This is a genomic window from Glutamicibacter sp. AOP5-A2-18 (assembly GCF_052446055.1).
In the GTDB taxonomy this organism is placed as follows: Bacteria; Actinomycetota; Actinomycetes; order Actinomycetales; family Micrococcaceae; genus Glutamicibacter.
Window position 1 is genome coordinate 1,428,913 of record NZ_JBQSVW010000001.1, and the last position, 18,901, is coordinate 1,447,813.

An 18,901-nucleotide genomic window follows, 5' to 3' on the forward strand; every position below is an offset into this window, starting at 1 on the left:
GCAGTCCTCTGCGAAGATGAGTGTTGTCTAGACATACATCAGCAAGGAACTACGAGCCGTGTTCAAGGATACCGGGCCAATCGATGCTGCGTCGATTCTGTTGAACCTCAACGACTACCGCGTCATCAGCGCCACCCACGAAGCAGACGGACGACAAGCCCTCATCGAGCCCAAAGCTACCGAAGCAGCATGCCCCACCTGTGGAGTGCTCACCCAACGAATCCAGGCCAGACCAATACATCGGGTGAAGGACGTGCCAGTCGGCGGCACCGACCTGCAGGTATTGGTGCGCAAACGCCGTATGGCCTGCCAGGAATCGGCCTGCGAACGCCGTTCATTCGTTCAAACCACCGAGCAACTCCCGTTCCGTGCCAGGATCACCACACGACTCTCCCAACAGTTCGTGGACGAGATGAGTTCCGAACTCAGGGCAGTGTCCCGGGTCGCTGCCGCGCATGGGGTGTCTTGGCCTACGGTCATGGCCCGGCTAACCACGATCGGTGAACTGGTCGGGGACGTGGACCGCATGTTCATCCGCCGGCTCGGCATTGATGAGCACCGGTTTCGCAAAGTCCGCTACGCACGGGGCCGGACCGGGAAAGTAGTGCGGATTGAGCCGTGGTCGATTGTGTTTACTGATCTGGATACCGGAAAGATTCTGGATATCGTGGACGGACGCCGCGGCACGGCGGTGAAACGGTGGCTGAAGAATCGGCCACGGTATTGGCGCCAACGGGTGCAGTACGTCGCGATCGACATGTCATCGGAGTTCCGCAAGGCGGTGCGGGAGAATCTGCCGAAGGTAAAGGTTAGCGTGGATCATTTCCACGTGATTCAGCGGGCGAATCTGATGATCACCCAGGTCCGCCGACGTCGCTCCCACGAAGTCTTTGATCGTCGTGGCCGGGCTGCTGATCCGGCTTACAAGTACCGGAAATTATTGACTTGCAATCTGGAGAACTTGTCGATCAAGCAGGTTGAACGGTTGAAGCTGATCTTGGAATCAGACCCGGAACTCGGAGTGATCTATGCGATCAAGGAGCATGTGCGGGAACTATTGAAAGCTACGAATATCCATGAGTTCCAATCCCGGTGGGCGGTGCTGGAAAAGTCCGTGCGAGCAACAACAATGGTTGAGGCGAAGTCGCTGTTCCGGACGTTGACCGGATGGCGCAGGGAGTTGCTGGTGTTCGTTAGAACCAGATTGACGAACGCCAGGAGTGAGGCAGCGAATCTGACGGCGAAGAACTTGAAACGCATTGGCCGGGGTTATCGGAACCATGCGCATTACCGCCTTCGGATACTGTTATATACGGCAGGGCTGCGCCCGTGCTGAACACTCTGCACCACGCTTAAGTTTTAAGAGCCCTATTGGCCGGCATTTGCAGGAATTATCTGGTGTGCCGTTGAAACGGCTGATCACCGATCTGAAAGCTATCCGCTCAGCGAAAGTACTGATCAATGGCCAAGTGTTGACCTTTGCAGCGCAGGTCCCCGAAGGGTTGGAAGAAGTGCTTACGAAGCTTCGTGGTGGTTACTAAGGCATTTGGCACGACACAGGACGAACTATTGAGACATGCTGTGCACGAAGTCATGAGTCCGTGTGTCCACAAAGTGATGAGACAGGACAAGCCGGAATCCCAGTACCATCTACCCGGACTGGTAGTACCCACTAACCGCATTCAGCACATAAGTCCCAATTGAGAAAGGGTAACGCGCGACAGGTGATGGCCATCTTGCGGAACATCGCTATCACTTTATTGAAGCATCGTGGAAAGCACAATCTTACGAGATTGTCGCGGAAGCTAAGAAATCAGACGCAACCGGTATTACCCATGATTGGGTTGGTGCCTGTTCACTGACTTTGTAGACGCGCTGCCACCGGCCGTTGGCGGAAGACCACATTGGATCGAAGCCTCCTAAGTTGTTCAACGCATGACCTGGAAAGTCAAAAGCAACAGAAACTCGTCACTTGCTAATTTCCCAGGGACAAGGAATAGGAAGAAATCGTCGCAGATGCGACTTGATGAAATCGGCAGAGGCGTTCTCAGGAATATCCGGGGAAGCAGATGCTCTGTCGTTAATCACTACACAGTCATAATTTCTGCGACGTAATAAACGCAGCATGCGCATTCGTCCATCGATAGTTGAAGGATCGATGTAATCATATTTGATCTTGCTAGGAACACCGATTCCTGTGGACAAAGCGAAATTAAAATAAAATGATCCTGCAGTAGCTAAGTCGTTGGACGACCTAAATTGAGCGGCACGGGTTGCGGCATACTCCTGACTAAATTCTAGTTCCAAGGATTCACAAACACTTCGACGTAGGACGCCTGGCGTGTGGAAGAACTTTCGAGAAAAATTCTTATACCCATTACGGACAAGCACCGCTCTGGCGTTCTTTGCAGCTGTAGTAGACGCACCTTCGTGAGCGTCCGGAGGTAATGAATTCACTTGTGCCTTGGACCAGAAGATCTTTGAAACTCCGCTGGCAAAAAAGAACAAATCAGGGCAAACTGGACGAGTAAGCAAAACATCATCATTAAAATATAGGAAATGTTCGCTAAGCCCTGGAATCCGATGAATGCATGATTCAATAGCATGAGAATTAAAGCTGGGAAGTCCAATATCGTCTGGCCAAATATCCTTGTGATCGACGACTTCAAGTCTTCCGTCAGTTCGCAACCAGGCAGGAGTCTGAGAATCGGTAACGACATAAATCTTGTTTACCCACGGAGCGTATTGATAGATTGAGCGAAGACTGAAACGCAACTCATCATTATCGCGAAAACGTGCGTCATCATGTGATTCAGCGACGAGATCTTGTCTATTTGCTGAGATTGCCGAGGCGTTCTTTTTCATCAGCCAATTTTTGTCGCTGCCATCGACCCATGTGTAGACAATATCAATTTTTTCGTGAAAACTACCAACATGCTCATTACATAAATTCCCCACCTGTCTCCAGAAATCCTCAGGGTCTGTTCTACAGTTCGGAAGTTCAGCAACTTCCTCATGCCAAACAGGGCAGGAGAGCATACTCGGCGACGTTTCGCTGTCCGGAACCTCATCCCAAAATCTAATTTCCACACCTTGCAACGCGCCAGACCTGAAACTCAGCGCCTCGGAGCACGCAACTCGTTCAAAAACGCGAATAGCCGAAAAATGATAATTATCAGAGAAGTCTGCAAGGAAACTAACTCCTTTTAACATTTTACCAGAATTGTCTACTGGTGACACGTACCAATGAGATAGTCCCTCCGTAGACTGTAGTATCCGCACAAACTTTTCTCGATCGTCGGATAGCAGATTTAGAATCACTGGCCCATTCGTTTTGGATGGCAAAGTCCAGTGAAGTAGGTTATTAGTTTGCGCAATTCCAGAAATAGTCGAAAGACTGCGAAGACGAATGCTATTAAGGGAAAATTCGGCCTCTAGTTTAAATAAGGCAGCCTTTCTGCCAGAACGAAGAATTGATAAGTTAGGATCAAACCTGCTGTGTTTCGACAGTAATCCTCTTATTGCACTTTCTTGTCGCTTGAAGGCTATTCGATCAACCAAATACCTTAATCTATATGCCATTGTGTTTGGCAACACAAACGTGGCCAGGCGAGATAAAAAACGAATCACTTCAATACCTCTCGTTGTAATGAAACCTTCCCTGATGAGGTGTAGTGCAGGATAAAGCCGGTCGGTACCCCGAAATAATTACTTCCCGACAACAACCCAATGGACAGACGGAATAAACCTTCATTCTCTATGGAACTATTCAATTCTAGACTGGTGCTGAATCCAGCGCCCGGGTGGAGAGTTCGGCTTAGCCCCTTGCCGATCGCCAAGTTTTCGGTTGACCGCCGAAGCGGAAATAACCTGATTTCATTGGTCTCAATGTTTGTTGCGATTAACTTGAAGCGGTGATAGCCGATTTTGCTTGCCTCAGCTGCTTCACTGAACACAAGCTCTCCCTGGATTTCAAGTTTTCGCTTGTCGATTTCGGCCTGATTGAGGCTAAAATGTAGAGGAGTGGCGGTAATTGGTTCGTTAAGAGCATATTTACGTATCCGCATGACTTTACCAAGTGAATACAAGCAATAAATTGATTCATTCGCTACACTCCAAGATTTTCGGACGGAGGAATCATCTAATGTGGAACGTTGTATTTGATCATCGTGTAAGGCTTCAATCGATAGATAATAGTCTCCTATCGGTAGGGTTGAGAGGTCAATCCCCTGGCTCTTTCGAGTAGAGAAACCGCCGCGATCATAATTAAGATATCGCCCCTGATAATAAATGTACGATAGGTAAAGATCGGTGGTATGAAACAGTGGGTAGCGGTATTCTTGACCCCAGTCATCTTTAAGGATTAGAGTATTGGACAGATTCGAGTCGTTTGGTTCAAGCCCTCGTATGAACGAATGCCCCGCAATATACAGATGATTTTGCTCTAACGAGGCCGAGCTCGTTTTGCAAATATGGTACTTCGATTCTTCAGTCTTCGAATCTATGCGCCGATAGTCGCGATTCCCGTTCGTAACCGTACCGAATCTCGGGGTTATGTTGTCGACGAGGAGGTTTACGACGGCTATGATGTTGGGCAGGTTGTAGCGTGTTACGTCGCGATGCCGTCTGACTAAGTCACTTTCGGTTATCGTCAGATTGAAATTTGTGTATTTTTCAAATTTAGGCAGATGTTCACGTAGTTCTCCTTCGAATAACGGGTCTTGGGGAGACGAGTATAAATAGATGTTCTTGTCTAACTTGTGATCATCAAGAATCAAATTCGGAATTATCTGATCTAGTTCACGGATTGATTGTTCGGAATGATCAGCAGTCAATCCATTGAGAATCTTCGGGCGTTCGACGTTCGCAGAACCAAGCTTTATTCGAGGAACTGTTGATACAATGTTCTTGAAATCATACTTTATTCCGTGGTAAAGTGCGGCGCTTCCCCCTTTTGAGAATCCCATTAGAATGACGTCGCGCTTTGAGATCCCTAATCGTGTTACATAATAAGAGATCAAATCTTGAATATCGTCGCCAAGGCCAAAACCTGAGCGATCTCTAATGTAGTAGGTGAATTCCCCATTGAACATGTCTCGAATCCAGAGAATATTTGATTTAACGAAGTCGCTAGACTTGCCTGAAAAGTCATAATAATTAGTGGCGGCAAAATCGCCAGAAAAGATGACAACTAATTTCCGTTTGTCAAGCCGCGCGGAGCGGAATTTATACGTTATCTTGTAATTTTTCCCAAAAAATGTTTGTTCGCTCATTGATTATCCCTTCGTAAGTGGCACACTTCTCGGATCATATGGCTCTCGATGCGATTTCCAAGAATGGTATTTTTGTCAAACTCTCTTGGTGATTTTACATGTGAGTGAGCAGTCCGGTCGAATCGATTTGAATTCATTGGACGGTGCGTGCCTGCCAAGGCTTTATGGTGCATGGCGGAAGTTTGTCCCTTGGCAGGCAAAGAGATTTGTTGTCAGCCTCGGCGGTGAATGTGTTCTCGTCTTCTATGTCAATTGATTTCAATCGACGACACGCCACGGGTTGAACCATTGCTGATCATGAAGAATGACTGTGCGCTGACGGTGGGCGTAGCCGCGAGGACTTCCAGTGTGACCTCGGAATCCAGCCATGGGCCGAGGCACTCCTCGGTGCGCGCATTGCGAGTGAGCAGTTCGGGGGCTAGAGACAGATCGAAACCAGGGGACATGCCCAAGGTGCATCATCTCGTCTGAGACTTGCAGGCTGCGCATCGTGTGCCCCATGGTGCGCGCTGTGTCCGCAATCGGGAAAGCGACCTTTCGTCACGCCACACAGTTTCGCGAAGTTTTCTGCGATACTCGCTTCGATAACCGGTTAGGTGTGCCGCAGGAATACGGCGATTCTGGACGACCACGAAAGCGAAGTGCCGTAAGGTGTCTGGTTGTCCTGAGTCAGCTAGCACGGCCCGTTTGCCACTGGGCCTGGTAGTGTACCGCTTCTAGCCCAAGTTTTTCACGAGGTCGTAGGGATGTCGCCTAAATGCACTCTCAAAGGATTCCTGGTGGCCGTCTCCGATTTCGCCGGCTGCAAAGTGCGCCAGAACCACCGGCGCAGGATGCCGGCCGCCATCAACCTGGAATCAAGGAACCTTGCGCAACCATTGGAACATAGACTCAATCGCAAGCACGGGCAGTCAGCTCACCGCACCGCAACCGATGAAACGCTAACCGATGCTCTTCTGCATCAAGCTGACCAATCCCGACTCCGACGCTATCACCGGGATCAGCAACCTCCGCTGCCGTCGGTCGGAGACGATTTTCTCTGCCATTGAGAGCATCCGGTACCTCCACCGTTACACAAATCAGCGGCTTGCCTCTTGTCCGCCGGGCAACACCGCCGACTGCAGCCAAGGCACTAGCTCTAGTGCGAACATCGCCAATTTAGCCCAGGTCTGGTTCGCGGCGAAAGTCCAAGAAGGCAACTGGCCCAAGCCGCATTCTGCAGTGTTTCGATCCTGTTTTCGAACTGGCCTCGGCCGCGGTGCCTCGCATTGAGGAACGTCACATTGAACCACGGACCGTTGGTCAAGAACGCCGTCGCCGGGTTTCCGTCGGTATCGAACAAGTTCGCTTTGGCCCCAAAATGCTACGACCAGCCCGCAAATAGATCCGTGTTCCTAGCCGGCAGTCCTTCAGCTGCATTACGTTGCTGGTGTCGATCACCCACACGTTATTCCGTTGATTGCTGTCAGCGTTCAGCGGTGGTTCCCAATCCTTCTTTTCGTCGATCCATCGAATGAATTGTTCCATGATGACCGGCAGTGCATAGGTGGTTGGGAATCGGATCCCCAACGAGTCCAGAAAGTTCAAGAAGTCGCGCGACGAACCGCATGCTTCGGTGCGGGCTAGCACCTTCTCCGCCATGAGGTTTCTGTGTTCATCATAGAATTCGTCAGGTAACTGGGCCAATGCTTGGTTGTGTTCTTCGATATGGGACTTGGCAGAGTACGCGCCCAGATTGCCCGGATGCAACTGCACTGCGAGGTCTTATCCGGTGCTGTTGACACCGCCGTATTCGGCTAGGGCAATCGTGTGTGAGAATCCGTATCCGCCTTTAATAGGTTCCAGCTGTGTTCTTTATCGGAATGCACATGCACCACGGAGATATCGATGTCGATGACCATTGGGTTCGAGGCCGTCGATTGCGGGGTGGGAATCCATGGCCCGGTTGCCGTTCAGGCTTTGGGTGCGAGGGGTGTGGGGGCATGGTGGCGAACCTATACTCAAAGGCTTCTGGTTGGTCCTTGAACCGGCTCATGAACCTGCTAACCGTGGGCATCGGAAGGTAGTGGTTTGAAGCGCTCTGATGCAGCATGTAGCTGGTCGATATCAGAAGCTTGCTCGCGGCCAGCAGCCAGATTCAAGGCCAGTATGCCGAGGATCTTGCCATGCCGGTGGGTTGCAGAGTCTGGTGCGCACTGGCTGAAACGGTCTTCGCCGAGAATGGGGAAGTACAAGGCGTTAAATAATTTGGTTAGCGCCGATAGACCTGCGTGGGAGACCAAGTACTTGGCCGGTGAGTTGAGTTGGAACGTGGGAAGATGTGACTATAACGGTTGTCTTGTCCATTTACGCCTGATGCCAAGGTGAAAATCTTCTCAAACTGCCGGAAATTACTTCGTGCGAGATACCACGTCAGAAAACGTTTGATCACCCGATAACTCAGCCCTTCAGCTGTTCGCCGTTCGACGTACTCCTTGGTCGTTTGATCATGGATCATTTGGTTCTTGATCACTATGTCCAATGTCATGTTGAGCTGGCGATCTCCGTGGCGATTTTGTCGATGTCTGGTCATGTTGTTGGACGAGGCAGGTAGAGCAGTGTGGTCTGCCCGCGACGCAAACGTGGCTTCTGAACGGAATCGACCATGGTGTGAGTACTACAACAGAATGATTCCCCTGGGCTACAGGACCCAGACCGGGCTGGCCCTGGCGCCCAGGTGGTAGCTGCACGCTCAACGCAGTCAACTGCTCCTCATTGCTCTTCAACCGTGCTGACGTTCTTAGGCTGTAAATGGCTGATTCTGTGGCTTCCTGCCGGGCAATGCGTTGCTTAAGCCCATCGCCGGGGCGGCTTCGCCAAGAACCGTTTTCTGAGATTTTCTGTTCGGGCAAAGCTCGACCTGTGTCCAGGCGAAGTTCGGTCTGACGGGTCCAGGAATACAGTGCGTTACTGTCGGTTGTGCACTGCTGTTCGATCCTCCTACGGCACGTCAGCAAGAGGTTCATGGTTGCCCGAATTCCGTCGGCACGCGGCTGTAACAACAATTCAATGTAGTGCCGAGGACGCTCATCTCTGCGGACGTCGCATCGTTTTCGTCGCTCTTCCCAACATCTGCGCGGGCTTGCATGAGTGGTGGCTTCATCGCCGTCCCAATGATGTCGGCATCAGTATGTTCACGGCAGAGCGACGTTTCAATACGATCTACTACTTTCCAGAGCAACAATGATTTCGTCGGTCATGTTACGTCGAACCCAGGCGATGGCACTGCCCAAACCCGGCCCGGATACCGGGAATGTTTCGCAGCCTGTACGGACTCCAGTTTTGGTGTTGATGTTCGCGTAGGCGTGGGTGCTGGAGTGGGTGCCGATTCCGATGACGTAGTCGCACTTCTCTGCCACGCTGGTCGTGGCGGTGGACTTCTGTCCCAGTTGGTGGCCCTTGACGTGGCATAAGTCGGGAAGGGGGCATTGCCAGACAGTTCACTAATTAGGCACCCCTCGTGGAAGAGATGACCAGCCATTTATCAAGCCATGGCAAGGGTCGAGACTGATGCCAACCCTTCACGCCGGACAAATCAGTGAGACGGCACATGGTCGCGCTTCTGGGTAGAAAAGGAGTGGGCAACGTTATGTCAGGGTGGCATCGATCTTGCCAGCGGGTCCGAGTTAGTCTCTGCAATGAAAGGCTCAAGATCCACAAGCTCCTAGAGAGAATTCTCTAAAAGGGTTACATCTTGTTAATGGTTCTGTTGGGGCTTCTTTGGTCTTGTGAAGGGGATGGGATATTTCATACTTTGAATACCAAGGGCAGCTCGGGACGTCGTGGTTGGGTCCCCGGAAAGTAGTCCAGTGACTTTGTGAGTATTCGTGTCCGACAATGGACACAGGAGGAAACACACAAAATCACGGCACGCAGACACATACCAGACCAGGTCATCGCTAAAGTCCGTGACGGACAAAAGATGCTCAATGAAGGCCACCCGATGATCGAAGTCATCAAAGAACTACAGATCTCTGAAGCGACCTAATACCGGTGGATCAACCAGTACGGGACCGAGAAAAACGCCGAAGCCAGCAAACGTACCAAAGAACTGGAAAAGGAAAACGCCCGACTCAAAAAGCTGCTCGCGGATCAGATGCTTGCCAACGACATCCTGACCGAGGTGGCGAAAGGAAAATTCTAAGCCCCGAACCACGCCGTCGTGCCGTACGGATGGCGATGGAAAAATTTGGGGCCTCCGAACGCTTCGCTTGTCAGGTCTTGGGCCAGAACCGCTCTGCGTTGAGTAAGAAAAAGGCTCCGATGAGCTTTGACGAAACGCGGCTGAGAGCCGATTTCCGTGCAGTCGTGTCTGAGTATCCGGTGTGGGGCTGGCGCAAGGCCCGTTGGCACCTGCTGAATACCGAACGATGGAAAGACGCGGGCTTGAATAGCAAGCGTGTTCGTCGGTTGTGGCGCGATGAGGGCTGGTCTGTAAGCCGAAGCGTCGAAAGAAGCGCCGTACTGGCCCTGGAGCAGGTGAGCAAAAGCGACTGACCGCCGAGTATCCGATGCATGTGCTCAGTTTCGACTTTCAGATGTCACCTCTTGCGGACGTCACGTCCGGTTTTTCAATGTCATTGCTGAGTACACGAGAACAGCATTGGCGATTATCGCGCGGCGGTCTTTCAAGGCTGATGATGTGGTGGCCGTTTTGGAAGGGATCATTGCCCAGACGGGGCTCCAGCCAACATTCGTGCGGTGTGACAATGGTCCTGAATTCACTGCTGGTGCGTTGGTGAACTGGTGCAACTGTGTTGGGGTTTCTACTGCGTTCATTGATCCGGGTTCGCCGTGGCAGAACGGTTTCATTGAGTCGTTTAACGCGCAGTTTCGACGTGAACAGCTCTCGGGGGAAAATATGGATACTTTGGTGGAAGCGAGGTATTTGGCTGATGAATGGAAGGACATTTACAATCAGGAGCCCCCATGGTTCCTTGGATGGAATGACGCCGTCCCAGTTTTGGGCTGAATGGGTTATGAAGAATCAGTTAGCTATCGCATAGTTACTGGACTGCCAAATGGGACCCAATCAGTCGGATTAGGTAAACAGTTCTGAACCTGAAAGAACTGGTGACAACAAAGACCGCTTGCTTAACCTTGGGAAATGTGGAACGGCAATTGGTAAGTTAGAATGATAGGACTGTGTTGGCGGTTTGTGCCCCTTCAATGGTGCAGTTCGATTTTTGGAGGACCTGGGAACCTAATGACGATCAATACAATTCACGACAGTCAGCATCAAATCGAAATCGTAGACTACGCGGTTGGTGCCACAACGCTGGATCTGTTGATCCGATCTGATCGTGAATTCACGCCCTACCTTAGGAGAGCCCGAGGTTTGAGGAGAAGGTTAGGGTTCGTTGAGCTTCCCTCCTCTAACTCAGGGCGGCATTTTCAGGCGGACTTGAGAGAAATCCAAAGCGATTACGACCTAAGAATTCTTGGAGATGATCGACGCCAAATTCCTGTGATTGTTCTTGAACGTCTGACTGAGCGTCCGATGCGGACTAGGATCACCTCGCAAAAAATCGCGGGGTCATATCGTGAGCTCGTTCTGAACCATAATTCAATTGGCATAAGAGGCATTAACGGGTCCGCGCCGTCCGTTAGTAAAATTATGGTATATACATCGACAATCGATGTGACGTTATGTAAGGAAATGCCAGGTGAGATTGAATTTAGACCTAGGTCTCAAGCGTTCCTTCCAAGAACTCTCGTTTGCAGTTCACGGGGCGTTCTAACTATTCACAAAGAATGGTTGAGGGAATTTCAATCAGTAAACGGGTCGTTGCTAATTAATTTGGTGGATTCGAATTCAGGTCAACGACTTAGCTATGAGAATCCAGAAGTCGGTTCTCCGCGAGAGTTATTTGCGTATTCCGCTATGTCATTAGTGGCAGAGAACTACCGCGTGAGCGCTCGACCTTATTGGACGGCGGATGGATACCTGTCACTTAAAATTGTAACGAAGCGAGCTTGAACGTGAAATTAATTTATCTTCTAACCACGGCTGATGCGAACGCAGGTACCGAGCGGGCGATTCAGAGTCAGATTGAAAATTTTTCGCCGGGAAATCATGAAATTGAAATTGTCAGTGTCTACCGTCAAGATGGCAGTGCAATCAATCGATTCCCTGGTCACGTGAAGGTGCGGTATTTGATCGATACTGCTTCCAAATTGGATCTTGAATTCGGACTTGGAGCGTCTCGATCAACTGAGTTGTATAACCTACAATCTAACCTAATTGATGTTTCGTGGGACAATCAATTCAACGCACTTTCGGATCTTTTGCTTAAGAATTACCTAAATTCTGTTTCGAATGCAGTGATCATGACGACGACGCCGGCTTTCGCGTATTTAGCATCTCTTTTTGTTGATCCCAGCGTTAGGATTATAGCCCAAGAGCACCGAGCAACTTCTGAACGTGGTATCGGATTGACACCATTGCTGCTTGCTCGGGAATCCTTGGCTGCAATAGTTTCTTTGAATGAAGAGAACAATGATTGGGTAAAAGAAAGATTTGGGTCTGTTGGTATCCATTATCGAGTTATTTCTAATTCAATCTCAGCGGATTTTGCGCCGAAGTCTTCCCTTGATTCGAAGATCTTAATGGCAGCAGGAAGGCTCGCGCCAGCGAAGCAGTTCGATCATTTGATCGAAGCTTTCTCTCAGATAGCGAAGAAGTATCCGGATTGGGTCCTAAGGATATTTGGCTCAGGTCCCGAAGGGAACAAGTTGCGTGGACTTATTGCGAAATACAATTTGTTCGATCAAGTTCAGATATTGCCGGCTGTTGAGTCACTTCAAGTTGAGTGGGCGAAAGCCAGCATACATGTAATGGCCTCAAGGAGTGAAGGGCAGTCGCTAGTCATTCTCGAAGCGGCAAATTCATTCGTGCCGACTCTCGCCTACGATTGTCCTACTGGTCCCCGGAATCTCATAGAAGATGGTGTGAATGGGCGACTGGTCGAACTGAATTCTATTATGGGGCTGGCCAGTGCTATGGAAGAACTGATCCTTAGTAAATCGCTTCGTAAGCGGCTGGGTGCGGCTGCTCGAGAATCAGTAATGGCTTATTCCCCTGCGACGATTTCGAGACTTTGGAATGACTTGCTGCACGACACTGCCAAGAAGCCACAGCCTGCTGAGGACGCTGATTCTAAAGATGTTCTGGATCTCCTTCCAACTAGCGGTGCATATCAGAAGGCCAACAAGGCAGAAAGGCCCAAGGTAGAGACCAAGGCCGCCGCGGCCATTCACTATTCAGCGGAGAGCATTGATATTGAACGCGCGAAAGTTGAGAACTATCAGTTTGTGCGCGGTCTTCTTGAATCTAAGGACATATCGTTCGTTCCTATAGAGACATACGGCTATTATCGACATGCCTTGGCCATTCGAGAAGACGACTTGGATCTGCTCTTGGACGCTTTCCTGGAAATTTCCGCACCCAATATAGCAGTCCGGTGCAAGAAGGGGAATGCTAGGCTCGTGCATCGGGACTGGTACCCCGCCCGTGGTGTAGTTCCTTATCAATTGTCTGAAGCGGATGTATTTAGGATTTTTAACCACTATTCTGATCCACTGGATTCTAAGATTGTTGGGGCGATTGCATCGACGGACATCGAACTTTGGCATTGGGACAGTGACGCGGAGGTATACAAAGCGCCACGTCATAACCGTTCGGTCGACCAGTTATTGGGGACGCAATTTGAACGGGAAGCAGCAAGACCTAGTACACCACTTTGGAGTAGTGTAACTTTTCCAATCGATGTTGTGTATACGTGGGTAGACGACACGGATGTGGACTGGCAAGAGCGCAAGCGCAATCATCTGCCTTTGGTAGATGGTTTGCATCCGATGGCTACGAGTTCGGTGAGGTTTAGAAATAGGGATGAACTCAAGTATTCCATTCGAAGCCTTCGGATGTTTGCGCCTTGGGTCAATAATATCTACATTGTCACCGATAAGCAGAGGCCCGGTTGGCTGGCTGACGAGTCGGACATAGTTGTCGTGGATCATAGAGAGTTGTTCCCGGATGCCGCCTCAATCCCTACGTTCAATTCACATGCAATTGAGTCTGTCCTTCATCGCATCCCGGACTTAGCGGAACATTTTCTGTATCTGAACGATGATGTAATGTTCATGAGATACCAGGATCCGGAAACATACTTCTATTCAAATGGTATCGCTAAGTTTTTCCATTCACCAGTTAAAATTGCCGATTTAGGTGATTATACGGAACCACACATGTGGGCGGCGGTAAACAATCGACAACTATTGAATCAACGTTTCGATCGACTTATAGCGCAATCTATGCTGCATACGCCACATCCGCATAGGAAATCAATATTGAAGAAAATTGAGAAGGAATTTCCTGATATTTTTTCCGTTGTAAGACTCAACCGATTCCGTTCGTCTGATGATATTTCCCTGCTTTCATCATTCGCCCAGCATTATGGGTACTTCGTGGGCAGTTACGCGCCCGGATCTATTCGGTATACGTACTGCGCAATTGGATCTGCAAATTCGCGTCAGCGTTTCCGTGAGTTGGCTGTCGAAGAACGCTTTGACGTACTTGCCCTTGGGGAATCCAATTCTCCTGAGCTGTCCGAAGAGGATGCTGACGGGGTATTGAGCGGTTTCTTTGCCTCGAAGTTTCCTGTCGCGTCTAGGGATGAGTCCAACGCTTCCAAATCCTTGGGGTGGTAGGTGCTTATGCAGCATGTCCTAACGGCCGTTGCCAGCCTTGACTATTTAGGAAGCTTCAACGGCCGTTAGAACTCGTCGTGTTTCTCATGATCCCGGAACTATTCATTTTGCGACGGGGTCGCGGTTACTAGCGATCCGCAAATTGGCCGGTTACGTGTTTGACGGCGTAGATTCGTTTGTTTGCTAGTGGATTTTATATTGCGTCGCAAGTATGTTCAGTCTGCAGTCGGTAGGATCGAATCATGATGAACCAAACTGCAATATTTATTGACGCCGGATTTTTGCTCTCACTAGGCGGCCATCGGGCTGCCGGCACAACTCTTAGATCAGCATTTACTACTCATTACGAAGCCCTCGTCAGAGGTATCGTCCAAACGGTAAAGAAGAACACAGGTCTCAATAACCTGCGCGTCTATTGGTATGACGCATCCAAAGACGGTCTTTTTACTGAGCAGCACAAACGTATCGGTCTGATTCCCGGCGTAAAAGTTCGACTCGGACGGATCTCTTATAACGGGGAACAAAAGGGTGTTGACCTTCGCCTGGCATTGGACCTTGTAGGCGTTGCTAGGAATTGTTCCGCATCTATCGCCTACCTTGTTTCCGGGGATGACGATCTTGCTGAGGCAGTCGAAGAAGCTCAAGACTTGGGAATGAAGGTCGTTCTACTGGGCATCGCCAAGTCCGATAGTCGTCTAGGTGTGGCTTCAGTTGCTGAGCACCTAGCGCTAACTGCCGACTATATTGAAACGATTCCTAGCCAGCTTTTGGACAGTGCCTTCACCAAGGTTCTGGAATGGGACAAGCACCACTCGGAAAAAACTTCTGAGATCGCCGGTGCGCCAACCGCGGTGCCTAAACCCGTTGTTCCGAGCCCCGCTATGCTGGCTCAGAAACCGCTTCCCAAGGTACCGGTACAGCCCGAACCGAATGTTGAGATGGTGTACTCCAGCGGTGGTGAACGCCCGGGCTATAAAGGTAACGCTGCCTACGAGCAAAAGGAGCTTAAAGTCGCTGAGGAAATCGGCGCCAAGGTCGCTGAGTCGTGGCTGGCCTTCACAACGCAACAGGAAGTCGTTGAGCTCATGGCCGATAAGCCGCAACTTCCACCTGAAATCGATAGAACACTTCTCAAAGACTGTGCCCAGGTACTGGGGGAGTGGAAGACTGATCAGCAGATCATTCGCCGAACACTTCGAGGGGCCTTCTGGGAGTACCTAGCCAAGATCATGTGACCGGCTAGCAACGACTCAAAGAACTGCAAAGCAATCAAGCTAAGGTAAATTGGTAATGTGACTTCTCAGCAGAAACCTTTTTACATAACCACTGCCATTTCTTACCCGAACGGCACCCCACACATTGGCCACGCCTACGAGGTCGTGGCTACCGACGTGATGGCTCGTTTTAAGCGCCTCGACGGCTTTGATGTTTTCTTCATGACTGGCACCGATGAGCACGGTCAAAAGATGATGCAGACGGCTGAAAAGCTGGGAATCACGCCGGCGCAGCTGGCTCAACGTAACTCAGACGCATTCCAGGCCATGAATGATGATCTGGGCACCAGCTATGACCGGTTCATTCGCACCACCGATGCTGACCACCATGCGGCTGCACAGGAACTATGGCGCCGAATGGAAGCCAATGGCGATATCTATCTAGATAAGTACGCTGGCTGGTACTCAGTACGTGATGAAGCATTCTACACGGATGATCAGACTGAAGTCCGTGAAGACGGTATTCGCTATGCCAAGGAAACCGATACCGAGGTTACCTGGACCGAGGAAGAATCCTACTTCTTCCGCTTGTCCAAGTACCAGGACAAGCTGCTCGAATACTACGAGAACAATCCAGAGTTTGGTGCTCCTCGTTCCCGCTTTAACGAGGTTGTCCGCTTCGTAGAGGGCGGGCTGACCGACCTATCCATTTCCCGCACGACTTTTGACTGGGGAATTCCTGTTCCTGGTAATGAAAAGCACGTCATGTACGTGTGGGTAGATGCCCTGACCAACTACCTCACGGGTGTTGGCTTCCCAGACGTTGACTCGGCCTCGTTCCAGAAGTACTGGCCAGCAGATGTCCACGTCATCGGTAAGGACATTTCTCGTTTCCACGCCATCTACTGGCCTGCATTCTTGATGTCCGCCAACCTGCCGCTGCCAAAGCGCGTCATGATTCACGGCTTCTTGCACAATAACGGCGTGAAGATGTCTAAATCGCTGGGTAATACCGTTTCCCCAGACGACTTTGTGAACCGTTATGGTCTCGACCAGGTTCGCTACTTCTTCCTGCGCGAAGTGCCATTTGGTGCGGACGGAAGCTACAACCACGAGACCATTGTCGCGCGCATCAACGGTGACCTTGCCAATAACTTCGGTAACTTGGCGCAGCGCTCCTTGTCCATGGTGGCCAAGAACTGTGGTGGAGTTGTCCCAACTCCTGCTCAACTCCTTCCCGTGGATCAGGAGATTCTTGATGCCGCCGGAAAGCTGTTGGAAATTAACCGCGATGCATATTCGCGTCAGGAATTTAGCAGGGCTCTGGAAGCTGTCTGGCACGTGCTGGGCGACACCAACGCGTACTTCGCCGAGCAGGAACCTTGGAAGCTTAAGAAGACTGACCCTGAGCGTATGGCCACCGTCTTGTACGTGACCATTGAAATTGTGCGCAAGGTAGCGCTACTCCTGCAGCCAGTCTTGCCGCAAGCAATGACTGCAATGCTCACTTCGCTGGCGGTGGGCGAAGGATCAGCCCGTACCTTCGAATACTTCGATACCGCTTTGGTTCCAGGCACCGAGCTTCCGGCACCTGCTCCGGTCTTCCCTCGGTATGAAGAAGAGAAGTAAATTCGACTTCTGAAATGTAATGCCGGTCTGGCTGGTAATCCTACTTTTGGGATTGCTAGCCAGACCGGCATTAGATCTATCTAGGGACTAACGACCCCAGTCTGGTAGGCGATTACCACCGCTTGAACACGATCACGGGCTTCAAGCTTGGAGAGAATGTGTCCCACATGCGTCTTCACTGTGGCTTCCGACAGGAAGAGTTCCTCAGCTATCTCTGGATTTGAGCGCCCGAGGGCAATGAGCCCGAAGACTTCACGCTCGCGTCGCGTCAGTGAGTCGACCAGGGCAGTAAGTTTCTCATTGCAGGGAGCGGACGCTTTTTTCATCAACGGCGCCATGTGATCGAGTAACCGTCGGGTGGTCGATGGCGCAATAACGGCGTCACCCCTATTTACGGTCCTGATGGACTCCAAGAGCTCTTCCGGCGGAGCATCCTTGAGGAGGAAGCCGCTGGCGCCTGCCTGGATGGCGCTGAATGCGTACTCATCCATGTCAAAGGTGGTCAAGACAATGACTTTGGGCCCTTCGGTAGCTGATCTAGCAGGAGCTAGTAAATGCTGGGTTGCTTCGATGCCGTCCATTTCTGGCATACGGACGTCCATGAGGATCACATCAGCCTGGTTCATCAGGGGAGAGGCGATAGCCTCACGACCATTGCTAGCTTCAACGATTACCTGCATATCTTCTTGAGAATCAATCAGCATTCTGAAGCCACTACGAACGAGCAGCTGATCATCAACCAATGCGATTTTGATGGCATTGATATTTTCCATGTGTATTTAGTCCTCGGAGTATGGGATGAAAACCGCTACGGCGAAGCCGCCGGATGGTTGCGGGCCTGAGGTGCAAGTACCGTCATATAAGGCTACGCGCTCACGCATACCGATGAGTCCTTGTCCGGCCCCTTCGACCTTGATCGCTCCAGCGCCGCGACCGTTGTCGGTTATTCGCAAATTAAGTCCGCGGTAGGTCCAGGTGAGGACAACTTCCGCTTGTGCATTGGTTCCTGCATGCTTCAAAACATTGGTCAGGGATTCCTGGACACAGCGATAGGCTGTAAGTTCAGCTCCGGCCGGAAGTTCCTTTCGTGGAGTACCTGCGGACTTCAGCCTTGCCTCTAGCCCAGTGTTTCTTGCTACTTCAACAAGGTCATCAAGGTCAGCAAGGGATGGCAACGGACGATTCTGCAGTTGTTCGTCGGTGCGCAAGACCCCTAAAAGTCGACGCATTTCCTTCAGAGAGGCGCGACCGGTATCCGAGACTGTCTTCAGGGTTTCGATGGCAATCTGCGGATCTTTGACAGCGGCATAGCGGGCGCCATTGGCTTGAGTGATAATGACGGACAGAGAGTGAGCGACGATATCGTGCATTTCGCGGGCAATGTGATTTCGTTCGTCGGAGGCGGCCAAGGCACGCTCCATGATGCGTTCGTTCTCGAGCCTTTCCGCATGGTCCTTGAGTGATTTCATGGCGAGCCTGCGGGTGCGCGCTAGGTCACCGGATGTCCATGAAAGCGTGACGACTAGTGCAAGCCCGACGAAAGAGATGATCATGTCGCCGGAGAATGAGGGTGTCGCCCCGGGATCATATTGCGACGGAGTGAAGATGCTCGCCGTTGCGAGCAACGCGCCAAGTAATCCAAGGGCCAAGGTACTAAACGATTGCCAGCGCTTACCGTAGACCGCCATGGTGTAAACCATGATTGGTACGGATAGTTGAGAAGGGAGCATGAGTCCGGCAAAGCCAAGTTGCAAAAGGTGTCCCAGCGTAACTATTAAAGTTACGGTCCAAGGAAATCGCCTGCGTACCATTAGTGGCGCTGATTGCAACAGCATGATTGCAAAGATAGACAGGACGGCTGAGGTGCTCATTGCCCCGATAAGTCCGACAGCAACTGGTATGCAGAACAGCGTATAGACCAGCCCTGTAATGAAATCTATGCGCCGAGGGTTCGCGCGGATCCAACCGTCAATTCGACGGTGGGGGTTGGCAAGAAACAATGCGTCCTTCAATTCAGTGGTGCTGCGAGGCAACAAA

The 18,901-nt window shown here is 50.9% G+C and carries 10 protein-coding genes and 3 pseudogenes; 6 read left to right on the forward strand and 7 right to left on the reverse strand.

Features of this window, described 5'->3' with window-relative positions; all coding sequences use genetic code 11:
- Positions 1 to 58: 58 nt before the first annotated feature.
- Positions 59 to 1,336 (forward strand): ISL3 family transposase, encoded by a 1,278-nt coding sequence (locus ACT3RW_RS06775; protein WP_444612499.1) that lies wholly within the window; start codon positions 59 to 61, stop codon positions 1,334 to 1,336.
- 34 nt (positions 1,337 to 1,370) lie between these two features.
- Positions 1,371 to 1,541, forward strand: a pseudogene (locus tag ACT3RW_RS06780) (IS1634 family transposase); the annotation flags it as partial.
- A gap of 427 nt (positions 1,542 to 1,968) precedes the next feature.
- Here ACT3RW_RS06780 and ACT3RW_RS06785 read toward each other — a convergent pair.
- The 5 genes and pseudogenes from ACT3RW_RS06785 to ACT3RW_RS06805 form a co-directional block, all read right to left on the reverse strand.
- Complete coding sequence (locus tag ACT3RW_RS06785) at positions 1,969 to 3,630, reverse strand: stealth conserved region 3 domain-containing protein (protein WP_444613243.1); 1,662 nt, start codon at positions 3,628 to 3,630, stop codon at positions 1,969 to 1,971.
- Complete coding sequence (locus ACT3RW_RS06790) at positions 3,627 to 5,273, reverse strand: hypothetical protein (protein ID WP_444613244.1); 1,647 nt, start codon at positions 5,271 to 5,273, stop codon at positions 3,627 to 3,629. Before ACT3RW_RS06790 ends, ACT3RW_RS06785 begins: the two co-directional genes overlap by 4 nt.
- A 248-nt stretch (positions 5,274 to 5,521) precedes the next feature.
- On the reverse strand, positions 5,522 to 5,719 hold the full coding sequence (locus tag ACT3RW_RS06795) for a hypothetical protein (protein ID WP_444613245.1): 198 nt from the start codon (positions 5,717 to 5,719) through the stop codon (positions 5,522 to 5,524).
- A gap of 445 nt (positions 5,720 to 6,164) precedes the next feature.
- A pseudogene (locus ACT3RW_RS06800) lies at positions 6,165 to 7,635 on the reverse strand (IS1380 family transposase).
- A gap of 829 nt (positions 7,636 to 8,464) precedes the next feature.
- Entirely contained in the window at positions 8,465 to 8,671 is a 207-nt protein-coding gene (locus ACT3RW_RS06805; protein WP_444613246.1) for a hypothetical protein, read from the reverse strand.
- Positions 8,672 to 9,234: 563 nt separating this feature from the next.
- On the opposite strand from ACT3RW_RS06805, the pseudogene ACT3RW_RS06810 reads away from it, so the two are divergent.
- The 4 genes and pseudogenes from ACT3RW_RS06810 to metG all read left to right on the forward strand — a co-directional run bounded on the left by ACT3RW_RS06810 (position 9,235) and on the right by metG (position 16,864).
- A pseudogene (locus tag ACT3RW_RS06810) lies at positions 9,235 to 10,318 on the forward strand (IS3 family transposase).
- Positions 10,319 to 11,294: 976 nt separating this feature from the next.
- Positions 11,295 to 14,021: a stealth conserved region 3 domain-containing protein gene (locus ACT3RW_RS06815; RefSeq protein ID WP_444614621.1), complete on the forward strand. Its 2,727-nt coding sequence runs from the start codon at positions 11,295 to 11,297 to the stop codon at positions 14,019 to 14,021.
- Positions 14,022 to 14,263: 242 nt separating this feature from the next.
- Complete coding sequence (locus ACT3RW_RS06820; RefSeq protein WP_444613247.1) at positions 14,264 to 15,256, forward strand: NYN domain-containing protein; 993 nt, start codon at positions 14,264 to 14,266, stop codon at positions 15,254 to 15,256.
- Positions 15,257 to 15,313: 57 nt separating this feature from the next.
- Positions 15,314 to 16,864 carry a methionine--tRNA ligase gene (gene metG / locus ACT3RW_RS06825; protein ID WP_444613248.1) on the forward strand — a complete coding sequence of 517 codons (1,551 nt, stop codon included), beginning with the start codon at positions 15,314 to 15,316 and terminating at the stop codon, positions 16,862 to 16,864.
- 80 nt (positions 16,865 to 16,944) lie between these two features.
- Here metG and ACT3RW_RS06830 read toward each other — a convergent pair whose 3' ends face one another.
- Both ACT3RW_RS06830 and ACT3RW_RS06835 read right to left on the reverse strand, forming a co-directional pair.
- Positions 16,945 to 17,637 (reverse strand): response regulator, encoded by a 693-nt coding sequence (locus tag ACT3RW_RS06830; protein WP_444613249.1) that lies wholly within the window; start codon positions 17,635 to 17,637, stop codon positions 16,945 to 16,947.
- Between the two features lie 6 nt (positions 17,638 to 17,643).
- Complete coding sequence (locus tag ACT3RW_RS06835) at positions 17,644 to 18,900, reverse strand: sensor histidine kinase (protein ID WP_444613250.1); 1,257 nt, start codon at positions 18,898 to 18,900, stop codon at positions 17,644 to 17,646.
- Position 18,901 lies beyond the last annotated feature (1 nt).